17 protein-coding genes and 1 pseudogene are annotated in these 21,840 nt (G+C 64.5%); 10 read left to right on the top strand and 8 right to left on the bottom strand.

What is annotated here, in order from left to right; all coding sequences use genetic code 11:
- Positions 1 to 166: 166 nt before the first annotated feature.
- Positions 167 to 274, bottom strand: a pseudogene (locus tag LJ656_RS10000) (ANTAR domain-containing response regulator); the annotation flags it as partial.
- A gap of 319 nt (positions 275 to 593) precedes the next feature.
- On the opposite strand from LJ656_RS10000, the gene LJ656_RS09995 reads away from it, so the two are divergent.
- Genes LJ656_RS09995 through LJ656_RS09985 form a run of 3 tightly spaced genes read left to right on the top strand, consistent with a single transcriptional unit; the run spans position 594 to position 5,341 of the window.
- The gene (locus LJ656_RS09995; RefSeq protein ID WP_230509425.1) at positions 594 to 2,942 is read left to right on the top strand and encodes an FdhF/YdeP family oxidoreductase; all 2,349 of its coding nucleotides are present in this window, start codon (positions 594 to 596) and stop codon (positions 2,940 to 2,942) included.
- Positions 2,929 to 4,326, top strand: coding sequence for a cytochrome ubiquinol oxidase subunit I (locus LJ656_RS09990; RefSeq protein WP_230509183.1), 1,398 nt, complete (start codon positions 2,929 to 2,931; stop codon positions 4,324 to 4,326). Before LJ656_RS09995 ends, LJ656_RS09990 begins: the two co-directional genes overlap by 14 nt.
- Positions 4,327 to 4,351: 25 nt before the next feature.
- Entirely contained in the window at positions 4,352 to 5,341 is a 990-nt protein-coding gene (locus LJ656_RS09985; RefSeq protein WP_230509182.1) for a cytochrome d ubiquinol oxidase subunit II, read from the top strand.
- Between the two features lie 112 nt (positions 5,342 to 5,453).
- Here LJ656_RS09985 and LJ656_RS09980 read toward each other — a convergent pair whose 3' ends face one another.
- The 7 genes from LJ656_RS09980 to LJ656_RS09950 form a co-directional block, all read right to left on the bottom strand.
- Positions 5,454 to 5,891, bottom strand: a complete 438-nt coding sequence (locus LJ656_RS09980) for a PRC-barrel domain-containing protein (RefSeq protein ID WP_230509180.1) — start codon at positions 5,889 to 5,891, stop codon at positions 5,454 to 5,456.
- Positions 5,892 to 6,191: 300 nt separating this feature from the next.
- Positions 6,192 to 7,913, bottom strand: a complete 1,722-nt coding sequence (gene poxB, locus LJ656_RS09975; protein WP_230509179.1) for a ubiquinone-dependent pyruvate dehydrogenase — start codon at positions 7,911 to 7,913, stop codon at positions 6,192 to 6,194.
- 51 nt (positions 7,914 to 7,964) lie between these two features.
- Positions 7,965 to 8,363, bottom strand: coding sequence for a DUF3331 domain-containing protein (locus tag LJ656_RS09970; protein ID WP_230509178.1), 399 nt, complete (start codon positions 8,361 to 8,363; stop codon positions 7,965 to 7,967).
- A 276-nt stretch (positions 8,364 to 8,639) separates the two neighbouring features.
- Positions 8,640 to 9,569 (bottom strand): helix-turn-helix domain-containing protein, encoded by a 930-nt coding sequence (locus LJ656_RS09965; RefSeq protein WP_425605915.1) that lies wholly within the window; start codon positions 9,567 to 9,569, stop codon positions 8,640 to 8,642.
- A gap of 400 nt (positions 9,570 to 9,969) precedes the next feature.
- Complete coding sequence (locus LJ656_RS09960; RefSeq protein WP_230509177.1) at positions 9,970 to 10,641, bottom strand: response regulator transcription factor; 672 nt, start codon at positions 10,639 to 10,641, stop codon at positions 9,970 to 9,972.
- Complete coding sequence (locus LJ656_RS09955; RefSeq protein ID WP_230509176.1) at positions 10,638 to 12,923, bottom strand: PAS domain-containing sensor histidine kinase; 2,286 nt, start codon at positions 12,921 to 12,923, stop codon at positions 10,638 to 10,640. The genes LJ656_RS09960 and LJ656_RS09955 overlap by 4 nt, the downstream gene beginning before the upstream one ends.
- Positions 12,851 to 13,210, bottom strand: a complete 360-nt coding sequence (locus tag LJ656_RS09950; RefSeq protein WP_230509423.1) for a response regulator transcription factor — start codon at positions 13,208 to 13,210, stop codon at positions 12,851 to 12,853. Before LJ656_RS09950 ends, LJ656_RS09955 begins: the two co-directional genes overlap by 73 nt.
- Before the next feature lie 502 nt (positions 13,211 to 13,712).
- On the opposite strand from LJ656_RS09950, the gene LJ656_RS09945 reads away from it, so the two are divergent.
- From LJ656_RS09945 to LJ656_RS09915, 7 genes are all read left to right on the top strand, one after another.
- Positions 13,713 to 13,958: an H-NS family nucleoid-associated regulatory protein gene (locus tag LJ656_RS09945; protein ID WP_230509422.1), complete on the top strand. Its 246-nt coding sequence runs from the start codon at positions 13,713 to 13,715 to the stop codon at positions 13,956 to 13,958.
- 209 nt (positions 13,959 to 14,167) lie between these two features.
- Entirely contained in the window at positions 14,168 to 16,399 is a 2,232-nt protein-coding gene (locus LJ656_RS09940) for an FUSC family protein (RefSeq protein ID WP_230509175.1), read from the top strand.
- The gene (locus tag LJ656_RS09935) at positions 16,396 to 17,910 is read left to right on the top strand and encodes an efflux transporter outer membrane subunit (RefSeq protein ID WP_230509174.1); all 1,515 of its coding nucleotides are present in this window, start codon (positions 16,396 to 16,398) and stop codon (positions 17,908 to 17,910) included. The genes LJ656_RS09940 and LJ656_RS09935 overlap by 4 nt, the downstream gene beginning before the upstream one ends.
- Positions 17,894 to 18,094: a DUF1656 domain-containing protein gene (locus tag LJ656_RS09930; RefSeq protein ID WP_230509173.1), complete on the top strand. Its 201-nt coding sequence runs from the start codon at positions 17,894 to 17,896 to the stop codon at positions 18,092 to 18,094. The genes LJ656_RS09935 and LJ656_RS09930 overlap by 17 nt, the downstream gene beginning before the upstream one ends.
- 25 nt (positions 18,095 to 18,119) lie before the next feature.
- Positions 18,120 to 19,079 (top strand): HlyD family secretion protein, encoded by a 960-nt coding sequence (locus LJ656_RS09925; RefSeq protein ID WP_230509171.1) that lies wholly within the window; start codon positions 18,120 to 18,122, stop codon positions 19,077 to 19,079.
- Positions 19,080 to 19,367: 288 nt separating this feature from the next.
- Entirely contained in the window at positions 19,368 to 20,582 is a 1,215-nt protein-coding gene (locus LJ656_RS09920) for an MFS transporter (RefSeq protein ID WP_230509169.1), read from the top strand.
- Positions 20,583 to 20,666: 84 nt separating this feature from the next.
- Positions 20,667 to 21,803: an alkene reductase gene (locus tag LJ656_RS09915; RefSeq protein WP_230509168.1), complete on the top strand. Its 1,137-nt coding sequence runs from the start codon at positions 20,667 to 20,669 to the stop codon at positions 21,801 to 21,803.
- Positions 21,804 to 21,840 lie beyond the last annotated feature (37 nt).

Here is a 21,840-nt window from a genome sequence, read left to right as displayed (position 1 = left end):
ACCAGTCTTATATCAACTGCAGAACACAGCGAGAGAAGCAGTCGTATGCTTACCGCAGCATTGCCTGTCGCCTGTTTCACGCACATCGGACAGTGCCGCTGGATCCGGAAGTTCTTCGACTTGCGCCGGCTTTTCAAGCGCGTGCTTCGTCAACCCCGCGCGGAACTCACGAAGCTTTGCCGAGGCCGAGCTTTTCCATCGCCTCGTGCGCGTCGATCACCATCGTCGCGACTTCGCCCACGGTCGCGCGCAGCTTGGTCGCGCGCGAGCGCATGCAGGCAATCCGAACGCCACCGCCATCACACCGACCGTGCACATAAACGCGTAAGCGATGCGCGCCACGCGGCTGCCCGCGAGCACGAAGCCCACCACGGCGACCCAAAACAGTTTGGCGGTAACGCAAGCCACCGCATCGCGCGTGGACAGCCTGACCCACGTTTCAAACAGCAACTCGATGTGCCGTCGCCATGTCATCGAGCGCGTCACATCCGGCGTGCGAATCTGAAACGGACCGGCATTTGAACAAGAGCGTTGCCGGACGCCGCCCCATGCTTGCTCCTCATGTTCCTCAACGAAGCATCAGGGAAGCGGCTATGTCCAAACGAAAGACCATTCGCGTCTACAGCGAGCCCGCCGGCGGCTGGGGCGCGCTGAAGGCAACCGGCGAGGCGCTCGCGCTGCAGGGCGTAGCCGTCTACGGCGCCAAGACGCTGCTACGCATGAACCAGCCGGAAGGTTTCGACTGCCCCGGTTGTGCGTGGCCGGATGCAAAGCACACGTCGTCGTTCGAGTTCTGTGAAAACGGCGCGAAGGCCGTGGCGTGGGAAGCCACCGCCTATCGTTGCACCCCGGAGTTTTTCGACGCTCACAGCGTCTCAGAGTTGACGGCCTGGGACGACTACGACCTCGAAATGGCCGGCCGCTTGACCCATCCGATGGTCTACGACCAAGCCTCCGACCGCTATCGGACGATCGAATGGGAAGACGCCTTCGCGCTGATCGCGAAGCACCTGAACGGTCTCGACAGTCCCGATCAGGCGGACTTCTATACCTCGGGACGGGCGTCGAACGAAGCCGCGTTTCTCTACCAGATATTCGTACGCGAGTTCGGCACGAACAACTTTCCCGACTGCTCGAACATGTGTCACGAGGCGACCAGCGTCGGCCTGCCGGAGTCGATCGGCGTCGGCAAAGGCACCGTCCTGCTCGATGACTTCGAGAAGGCCGACGCGATTTTCATCTTCGGTCAGAATCCCGGCACCAACAGCCCGCGAATGATGAGCGATCTGCACAGCGCCTCGCGGCGCGGCGCGAAGATCGTGTCGTTCAACCCGTTTCGCGAACGGGCGCTGGAACGCTTTGCCTCGCCACAGAATCCGGTGGAAATGGCCACGCTCGGCTTCACGCAAATCAGCTCGTTTCTGTATCAGGTGCGGGTGGGCGGCGACGTCGCCGTGCTCAAGGGCATGATGAAAGCTGTCATCGAAGCCGACGATGCGGCACTCGTCGCCGACACACCGCGTGCGCTCGATATCGAGTTCATCGAGGGCCACACGCACGGCATCGACGATCTGCTCGCAGACCTGCGCGCAACCAGCTGGGACGCAATCCTGCAGCAAAGCGGCCTGTCGCGTGCCGATATCCAGACCGCCGCGGACATCTACATGAAGGCCAGGAACGTAATCCTCGTGTACGGCATGGGACTCACACAGCATCATCGCGGCACCGAGAATGTTCAGCAAGTTGCCAATCTGGCGCTGCTGCGCGGCAATATCGGCCGTCCGGGCGCCGGGGTGTGCCCGGTGCGCGGACATTCGAACGTGCAGGGCAACCGCACCGTCGGGATCACGGAGAAACCCTCGCCGGCCTTGATCGACGGGATCGAACGAGCTTTCGGCTTCCGGCCGCCCACGGCGCACGGTAATGACGTGATCGCCACGATCGAATCAATGATGCGTGGCGAAGCTAAAGTCTTCATGGCTCTCGGCGGTAACTTCGCGGCCGCCGTGCCGGACTGGTTTCGCGTGCAGGCAGCGATCCGCAAACTCGACTTGACCGTCCACATTGCCACCAAGCTCAATCGCAGCCACCTGGTGCACGGCAAGGACGCGTTGATTCTGCCGTGCCTCGGCCGCACCGAGATCGACATTCAGGCCGACGGTCCGCAATCGATTACGGTCGAAGATTCGATGTCGATGGTGCACGCGTCCCGCGGCCGCAACGAACCTGCCTCGTCGCATCTGAAGAGCGAACCGGCGATCATCGCCGGCATTGCCCGCGCGACGCTGGGACCACACTCTCACGTCGACTGGGAACATCTCGTTGCGAGCAATGATCGCATCCGCGACAAGATCGAAATCGTTTATCCCATCTTTCAGGCGTATAACGAGCGCATTAGTGTGCCGGGTGGCTTCCATCTCGCCTCGAGCGCGCGCGAACGCGTCTGGGCAACGCCGACCGGCCGCGGAAATTTCCTCGTTTTCAAGGGACTCGACGAAGACCCGCTTCAAAGCGATCACGAAGCGCTGTGGCTCACCACCATGCGCAGCCACGACCAGTACAACACGACCCTTTACTCGCATTCGGACCGCTATCGTGGCGTGTTTGGTCAGCGCGACGTCATCTTCCTGAATCCGCGCGAGTTGCACCAACGCGGTTTGCATCCGGGCGAGCGGGTCGATGTGTTCACAGTGTCGACCGACGGAATCGAGCGTGTAATCCGCAGTTTCAAGGTGGTCGAATACTCGCTGCCCGACGGGTGCTGCGGCGCCTATTACCCGGAAGCGAATCCGCTCGTACCGCTCTACGCGTTCGATCCGAAAAGCCGCACCCCTTCCTACAAATCCGTACCGGTGAAGATTGCGCGCGCCGCCGCAGTCGGCCCCGACTCCACTCATCAGGCCGCCATCGGGGCCACGGGAGCTCATCATGCATCTCGGTGACGTACTCGATCTGTCACGCGCGCAGTTCGCGATGACGGCTATTTTTCACATTCTGTGGCCGATTTTGACCATCAGCCTCTCGGCATTTCTAGTGCTGGTCGAAGTCTTGTGGCTGCGCACCGGCAACGTTGGCTATTACCGGCATGCGCGCTTCTGGAGCAAGCTGCTGGCGCTGAATTTCGCGGTGGGCGTGGTCAGCGGTATCCCGATGGAATTTCAGTTCGGCACCAACTGGGAAGGCTTCTCCCGTTACAGCGGACAGTTCTTCGGGAACATTCTCGGCTTTGAAGGCGCGATGGCCTTCATGCTGGAGGCAGGTTTCATCGGCGTAATGCTGCTCGGATGGGGACGTGTGCCGCGCGGCGTGCATCTGTTCGCCACCTCCATGGTCGCGCTCGGCTCCAGTATCTCCGCGTTCTGGATCATGGTCGCCAATTCGTGGATGCAGACACCGGCGCGCGTGACGGTCGAGAACGGCAAGATCATCGTGACCGACTACGTGGCCGCGATCTTCAATCCGGATATGGTCTGGGGCGTGACGCACATGTGGGTGGCAGCGATCGAAACAGGCATGTTCGTGATCGCCGGTATTTCCGCGTGGAATCTGTTCAAGCGGCGCAACCCGGAGTTCTTTGTACTTTCAATCAAGATCGCTTTGCTGGTGCTCGTGTTCGTGGCGCCGATCCAGATCTGGCTCGGCGACTCGAGCGGCGGCAGCGTGTTCGCGACACAGCCGGCCAAGGGCGCCGCAATCGAAGGACACTGGACCACCAACAAGCCGGGCACCGCCGCTTCATGGTCGCGGCTGGCGTGGCCGAATCAGAAGGAACAGCGCAACGACTGGTCGCTCGAAGTGCCCGGCATGTTGAGCATTCTCGCCACCCATACGCTGAACGGCGAGGTCAAAGGCCTCCACGACTTCGCGCCGGCCGACCAGCCGCCGATGCTTCCGCTGCTCTACTACGCGTTCCGCGTGATGGCCGGGATCGGCTTTGCGTTCATGGTGCTGGCGTTCTGGACCGCCTACGTGTTGCGCAAAACTCGCGGCAGCCTCGAACGATTTCTCGCGCACCGCAAACTGTTGCTCGTCTGGGTGCTGTGCATTCCGCTGCCTTATGTGGCAGTGGAAGCGGGCTGGATCGTACGCGAAGTAGGACGCCAGCCGTGGGTTGTCTACGGCTTGCTGCGCACGAAGGACGCCGTGTCGACCGCGGCGGCTTCATCGGTCACTTTGCGCATGGCTATGTTCTTTGCTTCCTATGCCGTGCTGCTCGCGACCTTCTTCGTGCTCGCGCGTAACTGGTTGCGCGCCGGCCCCGACCTCACGCTGAATCCGCCGGCAGCCGTCAAAGCCTCGGCGGCGGCTACTGTCACAGAGTACTAAATCATTCCCGTTGCAAGGAAATCTCATGGACAGCTCCACTCACACGATGCTCGCGATCACCTGGTTCGGCCTGATCGGACTGATGCTTGTGTTCTACGTCGTCACCGATGGCTTCGATCTCGGTATCGGCATACTTAGCCTGCTGCGCAAACGTCGCGAGGATCACGACGCGATGGTGCAGTCGATCGGCCACGTCTGGGACGCGAACGAAACCTGGCTCGTCGTGCTCGGCGGCGCCCTGTTCGGCGCTTTTCCCGCAGCGTATGCCTTGCTGCTTCAGGATCTCTATTTGCCGGTGATGCTTTTGATTGCCGGATTGATCATGCGCGGCGCTGCGATCGAATTCCGTCACAGCGTGTCGCATGGTCCAACGTGGGACAAGGTGTTCGGCATCGGCAGTCTTGTTGCCGCGATCGCCCAAGGCGTGATACTCGGCAGGGTGATAACGGGGTTGGTTCCGGGCGGTCTGAGTGCCGTGTTCATCGCTGTGTCCGCGATCGGCGTGGTAGCCGGCTATTCGCTGCTCGGCTCGACCTATCTCGTGAAGAAGACCGAGGGCTCGCTCGAGCAATGGTCCCGGCGCCTCTCGTTGCTGAGCGCATTAATCACTGTGGCTGCGGCGGTCGTGCTGACTGCCGCAACGTGGTTCATCAGCGAGGTGGGACGTGATCGGTGGACCCAAGCGGGCGTGTTTCATGTGCTGATCGCGCTCGGGTTGGCGTCTGCCCTGGCTTCTGCGTACATCATCGCATCACTGTATCCAGGCAGTTCGAGAGGGCCGTTTCGCGCATCGGTGGCGTTGTTCGTAATGTCGTTTGCTGGACTTGCGATTAGCCTCTTTCCGGATTTTGTGCCGGGCAAGCTTGGTATTGTTGAGGCCGCGTCTGATACCTCGACGCTGGTGTTCATGTTGATCGGGATCGGGCTGATTTTCCCGGTGATGATTGGGTATAACCTGTACCAATACTATATTTTTCGCGGAAAGGTAGTGAGCGGGGTGCACGCTGGTGACTGAGCTTTCTTCCTTCACGCGGTGAGAGAAGTTTTTTGTTTCTGGGCGGGATCGCACTTCTCTAGCGGGCCACCTGCGCGACAGCCGCTCCCGGACCGTCGCGCAGGCCTGTGGATCAGTGGTGACCGTAGTCCTTGCGGGCGACAGGAACCGTGCGAACCTTCGCATACTGGAACGCCGGAATCGCCTTGACCACGTCGCGCGTAGCACCAGCCCAGACAAGCTTGCCGTTCACATAGTCGAGTTGTGACATCGGAATCGCAACGTCGTGCTGGGACACGCCAAGGAACTGGTGAGCCGCCACGATCGCGAACGAAACGGCGTTGTCCGGCGCAATGATGATGTCGTGCAGCACGCCGACCTTCTCGCCGCTGTCGTTGTAAATGGTCTTACCCAGCAGGCTCTTCTTGACACTCCAGCCTTCCACGACGAATTGCAACTGCTCCACGCTGATGCCGAGGGGCTGCGCACCCGCTACCTGTGCATTGGCCTGCTGGCATACCGCGCCGAACGTCGATGCGGCCAGAAATACGAGTGCCCACTTTGCCTTCATGATGATTTCTCCAGGAGATGCGTTGGTTAAAAACAATTAATCGCAACATGCTTACGGCATCTGACGCTGCTTGCCTATGTCGCGCTCAGCGCTACTTTGAATCCATTACGCGCTCCGCGTTTTCAAATTCGCACGATGACATGCATCCATGGGGCGAAATTGTCGAGCCATGAACGCGACCATACCGCGCGTTGCGAAATGCGGAAAAGGTGGGAGATGCGTGAGAAGCGAACAAGCGCCCGTTGAAGAGGCGCCCGGGATCCCGGGACGCCGTGACATGTGACAGCCCTCCTCGCGCGCCTAGCGCAAATTCGTGCGCGCCAGTTCGACGATCTCGTCGCCGCGTCCGTTGAGGATCGCTCGCATCATGTAGAGGCTGAAGCCCTTCGCTTGGGCGAGCTCGATTGTTGGCGGCATGGCAAGCTCGTGCTTCGACGTGACAACGTCCACCAACGCCGGGCCAGGATGGTCGAACGCCTGTTTCAGCGCGGCCGCCACATCCTCCGACTCTTCGACCCGAATGCCGAAAATGCCCGCCCCCTTCGCGATTGCCGCGAAGTCGGTTTTGGCGAGGTCGACGTTGGTATCGAGGTAACCGGCCGCTTTCAACTCCATCGAGACGAAGCCAAGCAGGCTGTTGTTGAAGACCACGACCTTGATCGGCAAATCGAGTTGCCGCGCGGTGAGCAGATCGCCGAGCAGCATCGACAGGCCGCCGTCGCCCGACATCGACACGACCTGCCGCCCCGGATGCGCGCCTTGTGCGCCGAGTGCCTGCGGCATCGCGTTGGCCATTGAGCCGTGATTGAACGAGCCGTGCAGCTGGCGCTTGCCGTTCATGGTCAGATAACGTGCAGCCCAGACGGTTGGCGTGCCGACATCGGCGGTAAAGATCGCATCGTCGCTCGCGGCTTCGTCGATCATCTTGGCCAGATACTGCGGATGGATCGGGCGGCCATGACCGGACGGCGTGGCGAGGTCGTCCAGACCTTTGCGGGCCGACAAATAGTGCTTGCGAGCGTTGTCGATAAACCCTCGGTCCGCTTTGCGCTGCAGCTTGGGCAGCGTCGCCGCGATGGTTTCCTTCACCGTGCCGACGAGCCCGAGTGAGAGTGGCGCACGGTGGCCGAGTTGCGAGCCTTTCCAGTCGATCTGGACGATTTTCGCGTCCGCCGGATAGAACGGCCGATAGGGAAAATCGCAGCCGAGCAGCAGCAGCGTGTCGCATGACATCATCGCGTGATAGCCCGAGCTGAAACCGATCAGGCCGGTCATACCCACGTCGTACGGATTGTCGTACTCGACGAACTGCTTGCCGCGCAACGCGTGGACCACCGGCGCGCCGAGTGTATCGGCGAGCGCGACCACTTCATCGTGCGCGCCTTGCGTGCCACTGCCGCACATGATCGTGACCGCATCGGACGCGTTCAGCAGCGCGGCCAGGCGATCGAGATCCGCTTCGGCGGGCAGGATTCTCGGTGGCGCGCTTTCCGTCCAGGACGGCGCCTCCTTAGGCCCTTCGCTCAAGGCCACGTCGCCGGGCAACACTATCACGGCGACGCCGCGCTCCTCGATTGCGGTGCGCATCGCGCGCGCCAGAACGCGCGGAAACTGCGCGGCGGAAGACACGACCTCGACGTAGTGACTGCACTCCTTGAACAGCTCCTGCGGATGCGTTTCCTGAAAGTACCCCAGGCCGATTTCCGTCGACGGAATGTGCGCGGCGATGGCCAGCACTGGCTGATGATTGCGGTGGCAATCGAACAGGCCGTTGATCAGATGCAGGTTGCCCGGACCGCAACTACCGGCGCAGACCGCGAGTCGCCCGCTCGTCGCCGCGTCCGCGCCCGCCGCGAAGGCGGCCGCTTCTTCGTGACGGGTGTGCATCCAGCGGATCGAGCCGATCCGGTTCAGGCTGTACGCGAGCCCGTTCAGACTGTCGCCGGTCACTCCCCAGATCCGTTCGACGCCCGCTGCAGCGAGCGTGCCCGCGAGGTAATCGGCAATGGTATTGCTGGCCATGCTTGACTCCTTTTCACTGTGGATGAAGATCGACCGGGCGCGGCTTCGCCCTCAAGGGCGCCCCGCTTCGTCGAGTACGACGCTATGGATCATCGCGTCGGCGTTGAGCGCCTGCGGTCGCGTCGTGCGCGGGCGATAGACGTCCTCACCGCGGCGCATCTTGCGCCCGCTCACCACGCACACGCCCGCGCGGCGCGCGCGGGTACGGTACCACTCCTGATCGCAGTACGCGCAACGCGAGGGGTCGCGCCAGGCGAGCGTCACACGCGTGGCGGTGGCGCGCTCCAGCACGCGGATCGTGAGGCCGGGTACCGGCTTGTCGGCGCTGCGGCGCGACGCCTGCTCGGGCGCCGCCGGAACGGGGCTGCCCGGGCACTTCTCGCCCGACAACTGCCCAAGCAGGCCAATCGTCATTTGCCACGGGTCGACAACTTGCGCTTGCGGTTCCATAGCTCAGACTCCTGTTATTGCCGCGTTCGGCTTTGTGGTGGATTCCTGGACTCGCCGTGCGAACATTTGATTCGCGGCAGCAGCGTCAATGGTCAAGCCTTGGACCGGGAGCGGTCCCACTTCGATGCGGACAACCCGTGCGGACACTCAAGACCTGATGTGCGTCCGGCGGGCGACGGGTGCATCGCCGTTTCCACCTCTGGCTCGTGCGCTGCAGCCGTTGAAAAATGACCGAGCAGATACTGCGTGCTGTGCGCCATGAAGCGCACGAGGTCGCTATCGAAGCCCATTGTTGCTTTTCCTCCAGGAAGACGGCGTCTCGCCCACGAAACGCTTGAAGACGGTCGTGAAATGCGCCTGCGAGCGAAAGCCGCAGGCGAGCGCGACGTCGAGCGCGTTGTGCTGCGAGCCTAGCAACAGCGACTGTGCGTGGTCGATACGCCGGCGCAGCAGGTATTCATGCGGACGCAGGCCGCTTGCCTGGCGAAACTGCGCCGCGAAGTGCATGCGCGTCAGACCCGCGCTCTGCGCCATTTCCGCGAGCCCGATGGGGTCGCCGAGATGGGCGTCGACGTAATCCATCACCCGCGTCATGCGCCATTTCGGCAGTTCGGCCGCGGCGCGCGCGCGGCGCGAGGTTCCCGCGTACTGGCGGCTCACGAGGCGCGAAACGATGGCGAGGCTTACGCTGTCCGTAAAGACCTTGCCAAGCGCGGCGTCGTTGGTCTGCGAAACGGCCAGCGCCTGGCTCAGGCGTTCGATCGCGGGGTCGCGCAGCAAGCGGCCGTCCCCGAGCACGAGCTCGCCGTTGTGCGCGTGCTCGAACAGGTCCGCATAGCATTCGTCGAGCACTTTTTGCGTCACGTACAGATGGAGCACATCGCATGGCGAGGAGAAACACGCCCGCGTGGCGATGCCGGGCGCGCCCACATGCGCGACGCCCGCCGACACGCGTCCGCGAATCAGCGGACGCGCACCGTAGTCGAAGTCGACCACGGTGCACTTGAGATTGAGCGCCACGCAATGCATCGACACATGCCCATCGCTCACGACATCGAGCGGCACGCGCGGCTTGCGCGACCAGCGCAGGACCTGCATCTCGGGCGTCGATTGCAGCTTGCCGCCCGGCACGCGCCATTCGGTTTCCGCGTCGATCGGCTGGTGCGCCGCGTGCGGCGGCAGAAGACAGTCGGACAGATTGCTCATGAGATTCGCTCCTTTCTCGCCGCCATCGTGTCGAACTGCCGACCTGAAGCGCCGCGAAGTTGAGTAATGTGATCAGGCTTCACGTTACCGTACGAATATTGCGCCCACTAGTCGTACAATGGATTGCGCTCTTGGCGTGAATGTTTAAAGCACTCATACCGACGTTTAATCCAATGCCCGCCGGAATATCTGATAGTGCGAAGCGAAGGCCGACGCACCGCGCGCATGCGCTGTTTCGGGCGGCCGTTTATTTGCGGCGCACCGTTCCACTCATACCTTGGTATAAGCCGCCGATAAAAAACCTGATACAGAGAAAAGAATAATGTCGTGAACGGCGGCGCGCCCGTCATTCGCGCAATAGCGGAAATCGGCGGGCGGGCGAGCGTGGAAAACGGGGCTACTACGGGCGTTGCAAATCAGATTCGTCGGCGGGCCAGCTAATGCCAAGCGTCTTCGCCTTGAGTACGAAATCGGCGAATGAATTCGATTCCATTTTTCGCATCGCCTGGCCGCGATGAATCTTCACGGTGATTTCGCTCAGGTTCATTTCGGCGGCAATCTGTTTATTGCGCAGCCCGGAGGCCACCAGCGCCATCACTTCGCGCTCGCGCTGCGTGAGCGATCCATAGCATTTGCGCAGATCCGAAACGGAGCGATCGGCGCTGCGCCGCTTTTCATCGGCCGCGAGCGCGTGATCGACGGCGTCGAGCATGTCCTGATCGCGAAACGGCTTGACGAGAAAGTCCGTTGCGCCCGCTTTCATGGCTTTGACCGTCATGGCGATGTCGCCGTGCGCGGTCATGAAGATGATGGGAATGCGCAGATCGGACTGCGCAATCTGCTCCTGCACGGCAAGGCCGCTCTGCCCTTTGAGACGCACGTCGAGAATCAGGCAGCTCGGCACATCGGGGCGCTCGAAAGCGAGAAATTCGCGCGCCGATGCGAACATCTGCACCGGCAGATCGACGGAGCGCAGCAAGGTGCCCACGGCCTCGCGCATCGACTCGTCGTCATCGACCACGTAGACGAGCCGGCCCGGCGCCCCGCTCCCTGCATCGCGCTGAATTTTCATATGACGACCTCCTCTTGTGCGGTTTCCTGCGGCAGCGTAATCAAAAAGCGTGCACGGGGAGCCGCCGCCGCGTCAAGGCCAATGCTGCCGCCATGCGCTTCGACGATCGAGCGGCAGATCGACAATCCCATGCCCATGCCGTTGGCCTTGGTTGTAAAGAACGGATTGAACAGGCGTTCGCGATCTTGCTCGACGATACCCGGGCCGGAATCCTCGATACTCAACTGCACCTGCTGTTCGTTCAGCCTATGGGTTGCGACGACAACGCGGCGCGGCGCGCCCTCGCGTTCGGCTATCGCCTGCACCGCATTCATCAGCAAATTGATGATCACCTGCTGCAACTGAACATTGTCCGCATGAACGAGCGGCTTTTCCCGCGATCGTTGCACGTCGCAGCGCACGCCGTTGCGCTGGAATTCGCGCGCCATCAATTCCACGGCTCCATCCACGACATCGTCAAGCGCGATGCTGGTGAATGCCGCAGGGCGCTTTTGCGCCATCGCGCGGATCTGGCGCACGATCTCGTTGGCCCGCCGCGCCGACTTGATCATCTGCGCAATCGAGCGCGCCGCCTCCTCGACATCGGGCTCGACACGGTTGAGCCAGCGCAGAGCCGCGTCGCCCGACGTGACCACGGCGGCCATGGGCTGCGTGACTTCGTGAGCCAGCGAGGCCGCCATTTCACCGAGGGTGGTCATGCGCGTGACGTGTGCGAGTTCCGCCATCGAGCGCGCAAGCGCCTCCTGGGTCTGGCGCGAGTCGGTGACGTCCATGAGCGCGCCGACATAGGCGAGATCGGTCGATGCGGGTGGCCCGAGATGCGCGACATAGTGCACGTATTTGAGCGCGCCGTCCGGCATCACCAGCCGGTACTCCAGATCGATCAGCGGCGCGGGCGTGTCGCCGCCGCGGTGCGCGGCCTCAACCAGGGCGCGGTCGTCGGGGTGCGTGCGCGCGAGAATGAGCGCAAGACTTGGCGTCACCTCCGAAGCCGGGTCGTAGCCGAAGATACGCCAAGCCTCGTTCGACCAGATCATCTCGCCGTTCCTGGGCGCGACGCCAATGCTGCCGGTCTTGCTCAGCCGCTGCGCATCGACGAGGAAAGCTTCGCTGCGCGTGAGCGCGTCCTCCGCGCGCTTGCGCGCCTCGATATCGGTGTTCACGCCATACCAGCGGCGCACCGCCCCGTTCGCGCCGCGTTGAGGCTCGGCGGCGATATGCATCCAGCGGTAGCGCCCGTCGCGCTGGCGCACGCGCGAGAGATTGTCGAGCGGCCGGCCGGAAGCCACCGAGGCCCGCCAGTCGCCGCGCATGCGGCTCAAGTCGTCCGGATGCACGAGCCCCGCCCACAGGTCCGCGCCCCGGTCCTTGGTGTCGATGCCGCACTCCTGCCAGCGCCGGTTCACGAACATCACGTCGCCTTCATTCGAAGCGCTCCAGACCATGCCCGGGATCGCGTCGATTGCCGCGCGCAATTCCTTTTGCTGCTCCGCGAGCTCCTCGGTCATCTGCTTTTGTAGCGTGATGTCGTTGTTCGTCGCGAGGATCGCGCGCGGCTCGCCCCTCGCGTCGCGCCAGACGGCCAGCCGGCTCATGACGCTCACGGCGCGACCGTCACGGCGCACGCGTTGCAGCTCGCCCGACCAGTGGTCGTGGCTCAGCAGCGTGGCGTAAATCTCGTCGAGCGGCGCGGCTGCACGCGTTTGCGTGAGATCGTGGATGCGCTGGCCGACGGCCTGCGCCGCGCTCCAGCCATAGAGCGTTTCGGCGCCGTGATTCCAGAACGTGATCTTGCCGTCGAGGTCATAGACGAGGATCGCGTCGTGCGTGAGGTTGAGCATGTCGATCTGCTCGTGCAATTGCGCGGTTTTCGCGAGATTGCGCAGCGAGAGGATCGAGGTCGAACCGATCGCTAGCAGGCTCACCACGCAACGCGCGATCGAGCTGCCGGTGTAGTCGCTGCCGTGCGAGAACAGGAAACCGGCCAGCGTAAGCACGCCGACGGCGACCGTGGTGCCCACCACGGCCATGCTCGATCCGCTCGACGCGACGAGCAACACAACCACGACATAGAACACGGCGACGGCGATATCGAGCGGCGTGAACGCATCGACGCAAAATACGCCGAGCGCAACGAGCGCGGCGAGCCAGAAGACAAGGCCCCCTTCGAAGCGATGTCGTGTGACGTCGGGTCGGATGAGAGTGGTGTTCAAGTGGAACGACTGAGTTTTTCCAGGCATGCGAGGATTGCATCCCCATTGACCGGCTTGTCGAGAAAGCACAACGCGCCGTTGGCAAGCGCTTCCTTGCGACGCGCGTCGGAACCGAATGCGCTGATAAAAATAATAGGCGGGGCGGACTCCAGTTCGTTGAGCTTGCGCTGCATCTCCATGCCGCCCATGCCGGGCATCTGCACGTCGGAAATCACGCAGTTCACATCGCCAAGGCGGCCAGAATACAGAAATGCCTCCGCCGATGCATACACCCGCACATCGCAGCCCAGCGACCTGAGCAGGCTGCAAGTCGCGAGACGCACGTTTTCGTCATCGTCGACGATGGAAACTATCATGGGGGTTTGCAAGCGAATGGTCCTCGTCCAGTACAGCGTTTCGGGCGGGGCTCGAGAAGTGCTGACCGCTCATGTTCGTTATGTTAGACAGGAGCGTCGTTGAATAACACTATATCTCGATGTGTGACAACTATATCTAAGTATAGAGCGGCGATCCTTTTCACTTATCGGGCTTCAAGCGGTTTGAAACGGCGAGCGGTGCTGCGCTCACGCAAGCGCCATTTCCTGCGGCGCGTGTCGCGGGAGCAGGGCGCCGCACGGCCACGTCGATCTCTTGTGAACAAGCCCGACACGCGCGCGGCTTTCGTGCCCCGCACCGAATCTAAACCAAGGTATGGAACATCAATCGATGGTCTGAAACGCACATATCACGGGCTGATGGTGCGGCCGCAAGCGCGTTGCTATCGTTGGCAGGCAGGAACCCGACGAGAGAGACACGACCATGCAGATCCTTTCCGAAGCATTGACGACCCACGGCGCGAACGCGCCCTCACCCCTGCCCATGAGCGGCGAAGCACGCGAGCGCCTCATCGTCTGGATGCGCCAGAAGATGGCGCGCGCGGGCATCACGCTGGAGGCGCTGGAGCACGCGCTCATGGCGGACACGCGCGCCGCGCTGGCCGTGCGATACCGCGACGCCTATGGCAACACCTGGGACGGCGCGGGCGCGATGCCGCCGTGGCTCAAGCGCGCGGTGGCGGCGGGCCAGTCGATCGAGCATTTTCGCTGCGCGGGCGACGCGTATTGAAGATCAACTGAAGGACAACTGCGGGGGCAACTGAAACGGCTCCCGAAGCCCCACCCGTCCCTTAAGCGCAAACATTTTTGCGCTGTGCAATCCTGTCGTGCGCGCATCGACGGGTGCTTTGAATTGAGCCGGACTCAATCGAAATCCCTGCGGATCACGACGACGTGACGCACGCGCGACCGACATCGAAAAGATCGAAGAGGACACCCATGAACGTGACGCCCGCTGGCGCCACACCGCCGCGCCTGCGCGACGAATGGCTCGCGTACTGGAAAGACGACGCGCCGCGCTTCCTGCACATCGTCAAGGTGGGCCTGGCGGTCGTGCTGTCGATGGGCCTGTGCATGCGCCTGGAGTTGCGCTCGCCGGCCACGGCCATGCTTTCCTGCGTGATCGTTATGATGCACCAGCAAAGTGGCATCGTGATCGCGCGCGGCTTCTATCGCGGCCTCGGCATGGTGGGCGGCAGCCTCGCGGGCCTCGTGCTGATCGCGTTGTTCGCCCAGCAGCCCTTGCCCTTCTTTGTCGCGCTGGCGGCGTGGATCGGACTGTGCTCGTTCGGCTCGGCGTACTTTCGCAATTTCCAGTCGTACGGCCTCGTGCTCACCGGCTTTGCCACGGCGATCACGGCGATGCCCGCAATATCGAATCCGTACGGCGTGTTCGACAATGTGGTGTACACGATCAGCGAAGTCGTGATCGGCGTGGTGTGCGCGAGCGTGGTGAGTTCGATCGTGCTGCCGCGCAACGTCGCGCCCGCGCTCTATGCCGCGAGCCGGGTAAGCTTCACGCATCTGCTGGGCGCCTTGCGCACAACGCTGGAGCGCGCGCCGGCGACACCGCGCACGCCCCCGCCGACCGCGCCGCAAGCGGGCGCGCTGCTGGGCCTGATCGGCGAGCGTGCAAACGTCGAGTTGCTGCGCACCGGCGCGCTTTTCGAAGATCCGTCGATGCGGCTCCTGCATTCGGTTTTTCTCGATCTCGACCGCAGCTTTCTCGATACGGTGACGTGGCTCTACGCGCTGCAACGGCTCAAGGCGCACGCGATCGTCGATGCGCATCCCCGCGCGCAGGCCGCGATCGCGACGTTGACGGACGCCACGCTCGCGCTCATGCCCGCTCAGGCGGGCGCGCCAGGCGTCGCGGACGACGCCGTGGCCGCGTTGCTGCCGCAGCTCGACGCATTCGAAGCGGCACTGCCCGCGCAGCTCGACGCGCAACTCCAGGCGCTCGCGGATCTGCCGCCCGCGCAACGCAGAGTGGTGGCCAGCACCGGGGCCGCGCTCCTCTTCATGACAGCGGATCTGCGCCTGCTCTGCCGCCGCTATATCGAAGCGCGCAACGCCGACCGTCTGCCCTGGACCGTCTCCGTGCTCCAGGCGATCGGCCGCATCGCCGGTATCGCCCGCCAGCACGCGGTGGCGAACCGCACGGCCGCGCTGGTCGCGGGCGCTCGCGCGGCCCTCGCGGTGCTGCTGGTGGGCGCCGTGTGGGTCGCCTCGGGCTGGGTGGGCGGCGCGACCGCGATCGTCGCCGTGGCCATCACGAGCACGCTGTTCGCGCTCGTGCCCGATCCGCCCACAGCCGCGTGGCAAATCTTCATGGGTTGTCTCGCGGGCTGGCTCACGGGCTTCGGCTTCAGCTTCTTCGCGTTGCCGCACCTCGGCACCTTCACGCTGCTCGCGGCGGCGACCGCCATTGTCGTGATGGTCGGCGCCTACCTCAACACGTTCCCGAAGACGGCCGTGCTCGGGCTCGGCTTCAATATCTACTTCTGCTTCATCGTCGGCATTTCGAATCCGGCCGTCTATAACCCGAGCGCGTATCTCGACACGGGCTTCGCGCTGCTGTGCGGGATCGCCACCGCCGCCGTGGCGTTTTCCGTGTTCGCACCGCGCGCGGGCGAGTGGATCGCGCGCCGCTACCTCGTGGACCTGCGCGCCCTCATTGCCAGCGACGCGCGCGACGGCGAACTGGACGACGATCTGCTCTACGCATTCGAGCAGAAGGTACGCGACTGCATCATGCAGATCGCCTCGGCGCCCGCCGATCCCCGCGTCGATCGCGAGCACATGATCGCGTGGGCGTTCGCCGTGCTCGAAGCGGGCCGCGCGATGATTCTGATGCGCGTCGACACGCAGCAGCTTGGCGACGCGCTGCCCGCCGCGTGGGCCGATCGTCTGCAAGCGTGGCTCGATGCGCTCGCCGAGTTGTTCGACGCGCCCGCGCCCGAGCGCGCCAGACGCGCGCTCACCGCCACGGACCAAGCGCTCGCGGCGCTGCCGCCGGGCATCGATCTGGGCGCGCGCACGCAGGGCGACGCCCCGGCCGATCACGAAGCGCTCATTCGTTGCCGCATGCAGGCGTTGCTGCACTTCACGGAACTGGCGCTGCGCGACGGCGCGCTCGCGCTCTGGGCCCGCCCGGAGCGTTCCGCATGAAAACGCGCACCGTACTCCCCCTTTTGGGTCCTCGCACCATCGCGTTCACGGCGGCGTTGTCGGCGGCGATCCTGCTCGGCGGCTGCATCGATAGCGGCGGCATCCACACGCACGCGACGATGGTCGATGCGAGCACGCTCGATCCCGGCGCCGCACTGCGCCAGACGCAAGCCGATGCGCAATGGCCGCAAGGCGACTGGTGGCGGCACTGGGGCGACGCGCAACTGGACCGCGTGGTGAGCGACGCCACGGCCGGCAATCCCGACCTGCAAGCGCTCGCCGCGCGGGTGGAAGCCGCGCGTTTTCAGACGGAAATCGCCGGGGCGAGCGCGCTGCCGCAAGCGAACATCGACGGCTCGTTCGAGCGCCGCCGCTACGCGCGCTACACCACGCCCGCGCCGCCGGGCGGCACGACGGTGTGGAGCAACGACATCGGCGCGACGCTGTCTTACGACCTCGATCTCTGGGGCAAGCAACGCGCGATCCGCGCGGGCGCGCTCGACAATCTGCATGCGACGGCCGCCGACGCGCGCTTTGCCGAGGTCGAGTTGCAAACCAGCGTCGTGCGCGCCTATGTCCAGCTTTCGCTCGACTACGCGCTCGCCGACGTGTATCGCGCCGTTCATGACGAGGAGCGGCGCACTTTCGAGATCGCGACTGAGCGCTGGCGCGCGGGCATCGGCAGCCGCCTCGAAGCGACCCAGGCGCAAACGCAACTCTCCGTGAGCGCGACGCGCCTGCTGCGGGCGCAGCAGCAGATCGCCCTGGATCGTCTCGCGATTGCCGCGCTGTGCGGCAAAGGCCCCGGTTACGGCGACGCGCTGGCGCGGCCTCAACTCGCCCTGAGCGTGCCGCTCGCGCTGCCGGCCGCCTTGCCGGCGGAGCTGGTCGGTCATCGCGCGGACGTCGTGGCGGCGCGCTGGCGCGTGCTCGAAGCGGACAAGAGCATCGACGCCGCGCACGCCGACTTCTATCCCGACATCAATCTGCTCGCGACGGCTTCGCTCGGCTCGGCGGCCACCTTCGGCGGCTTCTTCAACTTCCTCAATAGCGACGGCATCGGGCATGGCGTCGGCGCGGCGATCTCGCTGCCGATCTTCGACGGCGGGCGCCGGCGTGGGCAGTACGGCGTGGCGGCCTCGTCGCGCGACGCCGCCGTGGACGTCTACAACCGTACTGTCGTGAACGCGATGCGAGACGTGGCCGCGCAGGCGGTGTCGCTGCGCGCGCTGGAGGATCAACAGGCCTCGACCCAGGCGACGCTCGACGCCGCGCGCACGGCATACCGCCTGGCCGATGCCGGCTACCGCAGCGGCATCAGCGAGTTTCTCAACGTGCTGGCCGCGCAGAACGCGCAGTTGCAGCAGGAGCAGAGCCTCGCGCAGGTGCAGGCGCAGCGGCTCGACGCGTGGGCATTGCTGATGAGCGCGCTGGGCGGCGGCTATGGTCCGGCAAGCCCGGCGAATGCCGCATCTGCCACGCAAGGAGCGAGCGATGCCGCGCGAGATTGAGTTTTTTTCGCTGCTCGTGCCGGGCTTGCTGCCCATTCTCGTGGCCTGCGCGGTGTTGTTCGTCGCGGTCGATCTCGCCCTCGCGCGGCTCGGCCTCTATCGCTTCGTCTGGCATCCCGGCCTCTTTCGCGTCGCGCTGTTCGCGGCGCTGTTCAGCGGTGCGTCACTGCTGTTGCGTCAGTGACCGCGCCCACCCTGTGTGATCGACGATGAATACCCGAACCCTCTTGCGCGCCGCCACCACGCTCGTGCTGCTCGCCGTGGCCATCGCGCTCGTGCGAGCGCTCTGGCTCGACTACATGTTCTCGCCCTGGACGCGCGACGGTCGCGTGCGCGCCAAGGTCGTGCAGATCGCGACCGACGTGTCCGGCCTCGTGAGCGAGGTGCGCGTGCACGACAACCAGTACGTGCACAAGGGCGATGTGCTGTTCGTGCTCGACCCGGCGCGCTTTCAGTACGCCATCGATCAGGCCGATGCCGACCTCCAGCGCGCCCAGGCGCAACTCGCCGAAACGAAGGCGCGCATGTCGGCGGCCCAGACCGAGTACGGGATGAAGCGCGCCCAGGCGTCGCGCCGCGCGAGTCTCGCGGGCGACGCGATTTCCGAGGAAAACCGCGCCGACGCCGACTCGCTTGCCCTGCAATCCAAATCGTCCTATGAAGGCGCGGCGGCGGCTTACGCGTCGGCGCAGGCGCAAGTGAAGGCGGCTCAGGTCGCGCAGCGCACGGCCATGCTCAATCTCGCGCGCAGCGAAGCGCACGCGCCCGCCGACGGCTATATCACCAACCTCGACCTCTACCCCGGCGACTTCGCGAGCGCGGGCGTTGCGCGCATGGCGTTGATCGACACGCATTCCTTCTGGGTGTACGGCTATTTCGAGGAAACCAAGCTGCCCTCGGTGCGTGAGGGCGACCCCGCGCAGGTGCGCCTGCTCTCGGGCGGCACGCCGATCGAAGGGCATGTGGAGAGCCTCGCGAGCGGCATTGCCGATCGCGACAACCCCACGAGCCGAGGCGACCTGCTCGCCGACGTCAATCCGATCTTCACATGGGTGCGTCTTGCCCAGCGCGTGCCCGTGCGGATTCATCTCGACCGCGTTCCCGAGGGCGTCAAGCTCGCCATGGGCATGACCTGCACGGTGACGCTCACCCCGTCGGCGCGGAACTAGCCGGTCATGCAGCGCATGCCGAACCGTCATCGTGCGAATCCGAAAAGCGGGCCGCAGCCCGCAAACACGGGCTTTCCGGCGTGCGCACACTGCTCCCGAAACCCCGTTTTCATTGCGATTCATGCAACGTGGGGTTGCGTGGCGTCCGGCTTCCGCAGGGCAGGCGCCTCTTCTAACCTTCCGATCTGACAAAGGTTGCCTTTCATCCGCGCAAGTGCTCGGCGGCTGCGAATACGGAGTAACCGGACCCGCCTCGCCAAACCAAGAGGCCATCGTTAAGGAGTTAGCATGTCCACGCCCTCGCCGACCCTCGGCGGTAAAGCAGAATCGGCCCGGCTCACGTCGGGACTCGTCGCGCTGTTTGCCTTCGCCTGCGGCGCCATCGTCGCGAACCTGTACTACGCGCAACCGATCACGCTGCTGATCGGCTCGTCGCTCCACATGTCCGGCGACACCGCGAGCCTCGTCGTCTCGCTCACGCAGATCGGCTATGCGCTCGGGCTGTTCTTCATCGTTCCGCTCGGCGACCTGCTGGAAAACCGCAAGCTCATGATCGCGACCGCACTGGTTTCGATCGCGAGCCTCACGGCGGCCTCGCTCGTGCATTCGGCGAGCTGGTTTCTCGTGCTCTCCTTCCTGATCGGCTTCAGCTCCGTCGCCGTGCAGATCCTGATTCCGCTCGCGGCGCACCTCGCGCCCGACCACTCGCGCGGACGCATCGTCGGCACCATCATGGGCGGCCTGCTGCTCGGCGTACTGCTCTCGCGCCCGCTCGCGAGCGTGGTCGCCGACCACCTCGGCTGGCGCGTGGTGTTCGGCGGCGCGGCGGTTCTGATGGCACTCGTCACGGCCGTGCTCGCGCTCACGATCCCGCAGCGCCGTCCCGAGCATCGCGCCACCTACCTCGAATTGCTCGGCTCGCTGGTCGCGCTCACGCGCAGCCTGCCCGTGCTGCGTCATCGCGCACTCTACCAGGGCCTTATGTTCGCCACGTTCAGCCTCTTCTGGACCGCGGTGCCGATCGAATTGACGCGCCAGTACGGGCTCACGCAGTCGGAGATCGCACTGTTCGCACTCGTGGGCGCAATCGGCGCCACCTCCGCGCCCGTGGCGGGCCGCCTTGCCGACGCCGGTCATTCCGTGCGCGCCACGCTCGTCGCCCTGATCACGGCGGCGCTGTCCTTCCTGCCCGCCCTCGTGCATCCGGCATGGGGCGTGTTCGGCCTCGTCGTCACCGGCATCACGCTCGATTTCGCGGTGCAGATGAACATGGTGCTCGGCCAACGCGAGATCTACGCGCTGCATGCGTCGAGCCGCAACCGCCTGAACGCGCTTTACATGACGAGCATCTTCGTGGGCGGCGCAATCGGCTCGGCGCTCGCGAGCACGCTGTTCGAGCGCGGCGGCTGGACGCTCGTTGCCGGCGTCGCGCTGGTTTTCCCGCTCATCGCGTTCGTCCACTTCCTGTTTGTCGGACGCGCCCACGTGCGCAGCGGCCGATAGAACCCGCAGTCAGAACCCGAAGTTCGTAACCGCAGTTTGTACCCACAGTTCAACTCCAAGAACGTGCCCCACAGGAAACTCGCCATGTCTTCCTTGCTTACTCCTTACGACCTGTCCGGCCTCGCGCTGCCCAACCGGATCGCGATGGCGCCCATGACGCGCGCCCGCGCGCCGCATCACGGCGAAGCCACCGCGCTGATGGCGCAGTATTACGCGCAGCGCGCGTCGGCGGGCCTCCTGATCAGCGAGGCCACGAACGTCAGCCCGCACTCCGCCGCGTTCGAACTCGCGCCGGGCCTCGTCACCGACACCCAGGTGCAGGCCTGGAAGCCCGTGACCGACGCGGTGCACGCGAAGCACGGGCGCCTGTTCGCGCAACTCTGGCACAGCGGCCGCGTGAGCTCGATGGCGCTGCTCGACGGTAATCAGCCGCTCTCGCCCTCGGGCCTGAACGACGACCTGGAGCAACTGCAAGTGTGGGGTCAACTGCAAAACGGCTACTACACGAAGATCCACGCCACGCCGTCGCGCGCCATGACGACCGACGAAGTCATCCAGGCCATCGCCGAGTACCGGCGCGCCGCCGTCAATGCGCTCGCCGCCGGTTTCGACGGCGTTGAAATTCACGCCGCCAACGGCTATCTGCTGCATCAGTTCCTCTCGTCGACGACGAATACGCGCGACGATCGATTCGGCGGCTCGCTTGCCAACCGCGCGCGCTTTCTCGCCGAAGTCATCAAGGCCGTCGGCGAAGTCATGCCGCTCGCGAAGGTGGGCGTGCGCGTCTCGCCGTATGCGGGCTACAACAACGTGCGCGATGCCGATCCCGATGGCACTTACGCGTACGTCGCGCGCATGCTCGACGAAGCGGGCATCGCGTATCTGCACGCCGCCGACACGAACGGCTGGAGCGGTCAGCCCGACCTGCCCCGCATGATCGAGACCCTGCGCCCCGCGTTCAAAGGCACGCTGATGCTCAACGGCTCCATTACGCCTTCGGCGGCCGATCGCCTGATCGCCACGGGCGACGCCGATCTCGTCGCGTTCGGCCGCGCGTATATCGCGAACCCGGACCTCGTCGAGCGCATCGCCGGGAACGTCGAACTGGCCGCACCGCGCCCGGTGGGCTGGTATGGCGGCGACAACGTCGGCTACGTCGATTACCCGCCGCATGGCGCCCCCGCCGGCGAACCGGTCCGGACCGACGCCCTCTCCTCGTGAAGCCTTACCGCAAAGGCGCCCATGAACGCGGAAACGA

It is taken from the genome of Paraburkholderia sejongensis (assembly GCF_020880815.1).
GTDB lineage: Bacteria > Pseudomonadota > Gammaproteobacteria > Burkholderiales > Burkholderiaceae > Paraburkholderia > Paraburkholderia sejongensis.
This window is presented reverse-complemented; position numbering and strand designations above follow the sequence as displayed.

What these genes read in the sequence shown, in the direction of transcription:
- LJ656_RS09930 (WP_230509173.1), top strand. Translation starts at nt 17,894, where the DNA reads ATGCCGCGCGAGATTGAGTTTTTTTCGCTGCTCGTGCCGGGCTTGCTG.
- LJ656_RS09970 (WP_230509178.1), bottom strand. Translation starts at nt 8,363, where the DNA reads ATGGAACCGCAAGCGCAAGTTGTCGACCCGTGGCAAATGACGATTGGC.
- LJ656_RS09950 (WP_230509423.1), bottom strand. Translation starts at nt 13,210, where the DNA reads ATGATAGTTTCCATCGTCGACGATGACGAAAACGTGCGTCTCGCGACT.
- LJ656_RS09940 (WP_230509175.1), top strand. Translation starts at nt 14,168, where the DNA reads ATGAACGTGACGCCCGCTGGCGCCACACCGCCGCGCCTGCGCGACGAA.
- LJ656_RS09990 (WP_230509183.1), top strand. Translation starts at nt 2,929, where the DNA reads ATGCATCTCGGTGACGTACTCGATCTGTCACGCGCGCAGTTCGCGATG.
- LJ656_RS09915 (WP_230509168.1), top strand. Translation starts at nt 20,667, where the DNA reads ATGTCTTCCTTGCTTACTCCTTACGACCTGTCCGGCCTCGCGCTGCCC.
- LJ656_RS09920 (WP_230509169.1), top strand. Translation starts at nt 19,368, where the DNA reads ATGTCCACGCCCTCGCCGACCCTCGGCGGTAAAGCAGAATCGGCCCGG.
- LJ656_RS09995 (WP_230509425.1), top strand. Translation starts at nt 594, where the DNA reads ATGTCCAAACGAAAGACCATTCGCGTCTACAGCGAGCCCGCCGGCGGC.
- poxB (WP_230509179.1), bottom strand. Translation starts at nt 7,913, where the DNA reads ATGGCCAGCAATACCATTGCCGATTACCTCGCGGGCACGCTCGCTGCA.
- LJ656_RS09965 (WP_425605915.1), bottom strand. Translation starts at nt 9,569, where the DNA reads ATGAGCAATCTGTCCGACTGTCTTCTGCCGCCGCACGCGGCGCACCAG.
- LJ656_RS09980 (WP_230509180.1), bottom strand. Translation starts at nt 5,891, where the DNA reads ATGAAGGCAAAGTGGGCACTCGTATTTCTGGCCGCATCGACGTTCGGC.
- LJ656_RS09985 (WP_230509182.1), top strand. Translation starts at nt 4,352, where the DNA reads ATGGACAGCTCCACTCACACGATGCTCGCGATCACCTGGTTCGGCCTG.
- LJ656_RS09945 (WP_230509422.1), top strand. Translation starts at nt 13,713, where the DNA reads ATGAGCGGCGAAGCACGCGAGCGCCTCATCGTCTGGATGCGCCAGAAG.
- LJ656_RS09960 (WP_230509177.1), bottom strand. Translation starts at nt 10,641, where the DNA reads ATGAAAATTCAGCGCGATGCAGGGAGCGGGGCGCCGGGCCGGCTCGTC.
- LJ656_RS09925 (WP_230509171.1), top strand. Translation starts at nt 18,120, where the DNA reads ATGAATACCCGAACCCTCTTGCGCGCCGCCACCACGCTCGTGCTGCTC.
- LJ656_RS09935 (WP_230509174.1), top strand. Translation starts at nt 16,396, where the DNA reads ATGAAAACGCGCACCGTACTCCCCCTTTTGGGTCCTCGCACCATCGCG.